Here is a 4953-nt window from a genome sequence, read left to right on the forward strand (position 1 = left end):
GCCGGGCGGGCACGCAGGGCCGGCGTGTGAGCCGCCAGTCGCCTCCTGGGGCATTGCCGGCGGCAGGGCCTGGGGCAGGGCCCCTCGTGACGGCGCTGGGTTGCTGCTCCGTACCCCTCAGGATCATGCTTGTCAGGAGGGCCCCGGCCGTGCAGGTTCCCGAAGGGCGAGATGAGCGGCGATGGAGCGACTTCCCCCCCCTTCTGGTGAGCGGCCGGACGAGTCGGACGCCTCCCCCCAGTCGGCATACACGGCCACGGCCACCGTCAATGAGCAGGGCATCGTGACGGGGTGGAGCGAAGGTGCCCTGCGGCTGCTCGGCTACCTGCCCTCGGAGGTCGTGGGGCAGGCCGCTGCCCGGCTGCTCGCCGATGACGCCGGCCAGAGTGCGCGGCGGGATCCGGCCGGGCGGGAGAGGTGGAGCGGCACCGTGGCACTGCGGCACCGGGACGGCCACCGGCTTCAGCAAGAACTGCTCGCGCACCGCCGGACGTCAAACGGCCCGGTCACCGAGTGGCTCGTGGTGTCCGCCGTGGCGGGCGAAGCGCGCACGCCCGGGGGCGAGGCGCTGAGGGAATGGGTGTTTCGCCAGTCCCCCGACATCCTGGCGGTCTTCGATGCGGACCTGCGGCTGGTGCGGGCCAACGCCGGCATGGAGCGTGCGCTGTCCCTCACCGAGGACCAGATGCGCGGGCTGCGCCTGCCGGAAATCGCGCCGCATCCCGTCAGCGACGAGGCCGAGACGAAGATGCGCCTGGCACTGGAGAGCGGCGAGCCGCAGCACGTGGAGGCCTACATCCGCCCCACGGGTGTCAGCGCGGAGCACGGCTGGCCGGCCTCCCTCGCCCCGCTGAAAGACCCCGACGGCCGGGCGCGCGCCGTGTGCCTGGCAGCGCACTCCAGGTCCGGGGAGTACCTCGCCCGGCAGCGGATGCTCCTGCTGAACGACGCCGGCGCCCGCATCGGCACCACCTCGGACATCCAGCGCACCGCGCAGGAACTGGCCGACGTCGCCGTCCCCCGGCTCGCGGACTTCGCCGCCGTCGACCTGCTGGATGCCCCCCGGCACGGCGGCGAGCCGCCCCCCGTCCCCTCGCCAGGGCCCCTCACCATGGGCCGCACCGCTGTGCGGTCGGTCCTCGAAGAGGGCCCCGCCTCCCGGCTCGCGGCGGGAGAAAAGACCCTCTACCCGGCGCTGTCACCTGTGGCCCGGTGCCTGGCCCAAGGCCATGGCGCCCTGTACGAGGGGAACGACCCCGCCCTCACCCGGTGGGCGGCCCAGGACCCCCAGGCCGCCTGGATCCGCGAGGCGGGGACACACTCGGTGATGGTGGTGCCGATGCGGGCGCGCGGCATCACTCTCGGCGTGGCCTTCTTCAGCCGTCACCAGCGCCCAGAGCCCTTCGGACCGGACGACCTGTGGCTGGCCGAGGAGCTCACGGCCAGGGCGGCCGTCACCATCCACAACACCCGCCGGTACACCCGGGAACGCACCACCACCATGACCCTGCAGCGCAGCCTGCTCCCGCACACCCTGCCCGATCAGGCGGCACTCGAGATCGCCTCCCGCTACCTGCCCGCCGGCACCCAGGCCGGCGTGGGCGGCGACTGGTTCGACGTGATCCCGCTGTCCGGCGCGCGGGTGGCCCTCGTCGTGGGCGATGTCGTCGGCCACGGCATCCGTGCGTCGGCCACCATGGGCCGGCTGCGCACCGCGGTACGCACCCTGGCCGACGTCGACCTGCCGCCCGACGAACTGCTCACCCACCTCGACGACCTCGTCATCCACCTGTCCGCCGACGAGGGCAGCACGGAAGGCGCCGCCGAAACCGCCGGAGGCATCGGCACCACCTGCCTGTACGCGGTCTACGACCCGGTCTCCCGCCGCTGCACCTTCGCCCGGGCCGGCCACCCCCCGCCCGCCGTGGTCACCCCGGACGGCGCCGTTCACTTCCTCGACATCCCGGCCGGCCCGCCGCTGGGCCTGGGCGGCCTGCCGTTTGAGACCTTCGAGACCCAACTGCCCGAGGGCAGCCTCCTCGCCCTCTACACCGACGGTCTCCTCGAAGCCCGCGACCACGACATCGACGAAGCCCTGGACAAGATGTTCCACGCCCTCGCCCGCCCCGCCCAGACCCTGGACACGGTCTGCGACAGGGTCCTTTCGGCCATGCTGACCCACCGCCCCGACGACGACATCGCCCTGCTCATCGCCCGCACCCGGGCCCTGCACGCCGACCGGGTCGCCGCCTGGGACCTGGCCTGCGACCCCGCCATCGTCGCCCAGGCACGCAAGAACGCCACCGACCAACTGACCACCTGGGGACTGGACGACGCCGCCTTCATCACCGAACTGACGGTCAGCGAACTGGTCACCAACGCCATCCGCTACGGCCGGCCACCCATCCAGCTCCGGCTCATCCACGCGGACAGCACCCTGATCTGCGAAGTCTTCGACTCGGGCAACACCGCCCCCCACATGCGGCGCGCCCGGACCTTCGACGAAGGAGGGCGAGGCCTGCTGCTGGTCGCCCAGCTCGCCCAGCGCTGGGGCACCCGACACGCCCCCATCGGCAAAACCGTCTGGGCCGAACAGTCCCTTTCCGGGAACTGAAAACCATCCAGGCCTCCCCCCGCGCGGGCCCTCCCCCCCAACCGACCACCACCCCGACCCACAGTGATGCCGGAACCATCACACACCGAAACCCCGCGGACCAGAACCTGCACACACCGAAACCTTCACGCCCCGCAGTGGCGGCGCATCAAGAAGGGAAGTCCCTATCCCATCAGCGCGGACCAGTCGCGGGCAAGGTACTGCCGCTTCCAGGTGTCAATCTCGTGCGCCGACATCTTGTACTTCCCGGCGGCCTCGGCACTCGTCGTGGGCCCGTGCAGGACAACCATCACGATCCTCACCCTGTCCGCCAGCGTGAGCTCTCCCTTCGGCTTGTCCGGCAGATCCCCGAACCGGGTACAGCCATGAGAGCCAGGCTTACCGGGCTCCCCCGACTGACCGCCATCCCCGCCCCTGCCGCCATCACCGCCATCACCGCAGTCCGCGCGGCCAAGAAGGCCGACGACCTCAGCCCGGTGACCGGGGCCTGCCGCAGCGTTGTCCGGTGCCTGCACGGCGCACGCGATACCAGCGGCGAAAACCAGTGAAACCGGCACCAGGAACGTGCAACGCCGCCACAAACTTCCAGGCATAGGCGATCTCCATCCATTTCACACATGGCGTGCCACCAGGAGGCACTGAGCGTCCCGCCACCACGCCCCCTCACCAGCCGGGACCCAGCACGCCGGCCGGGACCCAGCACGGTGACCGGGACCCAGCACGCCGGCCGGGACCCGGCACGGTGACCGGCAGGGGGTGGAGACCGAAGGCCTCCACCCCCACCGGCGGGCCGCCGCGGCCCGGACAGGAAGGCCGTCCGGGCCGCCGCAGGAGACGGCCGCAAGAAGCTGCCGCCTCAGACCGCGTCGCCGCCCGCGCCACCGTCGCCGCCCTGAATACCACCGGTACCGCCCGTACCACCGGCACCGCCCTGGGTACCGCCCGCGCCGCCGTTACCGCCGTTACCACCCTGAATACCACCGGCACCGCCCGTACCACCGGCACCGCCCGTGTCACCGCCCTTGCCGCCCACGCCGCCGTTACCGCCCTTGATACCGCCCGCGCCGCCGTCGCCGCCCTTGCCTCCCGTCTTCTTCTTGTTATCAACCTTGTCGTCCTTCTTCTTCTCGTGCTTCTCGTGCTTCTTGTCCTTCTTGTTGTCCTTCTTATTCTCGTGCTTCTTGTCATGCTTCTTGCCGTGCTTGTTGTCCTTCTTCTTGTCGTGCTTCTTCTCGTGCTTCTTGTCCTTCTTGTTGTCCTTCTTATTCTCGTGCTTCTTGTCATGCTTCTTGTCGTGCTTGTCCACATGGGCGACAAGGCTCACCGCCGACGAGGCCGGCACCGGGGCCGCCATCGCGGACGAGGCCGGAATGATGGCGGCCCCGGCCATGAAAGCACCCGAGGCGAAAAACGTCGCAAAACGCAGACCCCGACCCCGGGGACGGACATCGCTGTGAGTGTGAACGTGACGGGTCATGATTTTCTCCAACCAATACAGAGGGATTCTTTACAAAAGAGGAACATCCTCGGCAAGGACCTCCCCTTTACCGCGCCGCCTCGTTCTTCCTTCCAGCGAGGCCGCACTTCCAGTAAGCCCGACCAGAACAACCCGGTCACGTTCCGACAAATCGTGACTTGACACAGCCAGACACGCCAGGTAAAAGCACGCACACAAACACCGCTGAACAACCACCCCACCCCACCCCCACAACCACCCCAACCCCACAACCACCCCACCCCACCCCACAACCACCACGACAACCCACCCCCCACAACGGCAAGCCCACCAGCAACCACACCCACACAACGCCACACCACCACCCACCCAGACCAACCCACACCCCCCAGCACCCAGCACCCAGCACCCAGCACCCAGCACCCAGCACCCAGCACCCACAGCAACTTCACACAAACAAACCCCCACCACCCAAAGACCCTGACACCGCATCACAAACAGGGCCCGCCTCCCGCCCACACAGCTGATAGCGCAACCCGCATCGTCAGCGTCGGTACAACACTGCTTGCGGTCCACACAGCTGATACGTGGTGAGCCAGCAGTTGCGCGAAGGCGACGACGTCGCCGGTCACGGTTGTCATCCCGGGGCAGGCGGCGGTGAGTTTGTCGCCGTGGGCGCGCCGCACACGCCACCTTCCAGCAGCGCGACTTGTCGCAGATCAACAACGCCGAGGACCGCCAGCATGCCAGCGGCATCGCCATCAGCACGTGCAGCAACGTGCTGGAGCGGGGTCTATCAGGAATTAGGTGTGATTCGTCTGTTTGGCCTACGGGTCTTTCGGTGGGCTGATCGGCCTACACTCGTCCGGCCGTAAGGCGGCCG

Annotated in this window: 4 protein-coding genes; 2 read left to right on the plus strand and 2 right to left on the minus strand. The window is 69.3% G+C overall.

From position 1 onward, the window contains the following. Nucleotides 1-181: 181 nt before the first annotated feature. The gene (locus ACWDO5_RS35110) at nt 182-2614 is read left to right on the plus strand and encodes a SpoIIE family protein phosphatase (protein WP_450534587.1); all 2433 of its coding nucleotides are present in this window, start codon (nt 182-184) and stop codon (nt 2612-2614) included. Between the two features lie 164 nt (nt 2615-2778). On the opposite strand, the gene ACWDO5_RS35115 is transcribed toward ACWDO5_RS35110, so the two are convergent. After that, on the minus strand, nt 2779-2907 hold the full coding sequence (locus tag ACWDO5_RS35115; protein ID WP_450534588.1) for a hypothetical protein: 129 nt from the start codon (nt 2905-2907) through the stop codon (nt 2779-2781). Nucleotides 2908-2979: 72 nt separating this feature from the next. Between ACWDO5_RS35115 and ACWDO5_RS35120 the strand changes: the two genes are divergently transcribed. Then, the gene (locus ACWDO5_RS35120) at nt 2980-3162 is read left to right on the plus strand and encodes a hypothetical protein (protein WP_450534589.1); all 183 of its coding nucleotides are present in this window, start codon (nt 2980-2982) and stop codon (nt 3160-3162) included. Between the two features lie 308 nt (nt 3163-3470). Here ACWDO5_RS35120 and ACWDO5_RS35125 read toward each other — a convergent pair whose 3' ends face one another. Beyond that, nucleotides 3471-4091, minus strand: a complete 621-nt coding sequence (locus tag ACWDO5_RS35125) for a hypothetical protein (protein ID WP_450534590.1) — start codon at nt 4089-4091, stop codon at nt 3471-3473. Nucleotides 4092-4953: the final 862 nt, after the last annotated feature.

It is taken from the genome of Streptomyces sp. NPDC000880 (genome assembly GCF_053599675.1).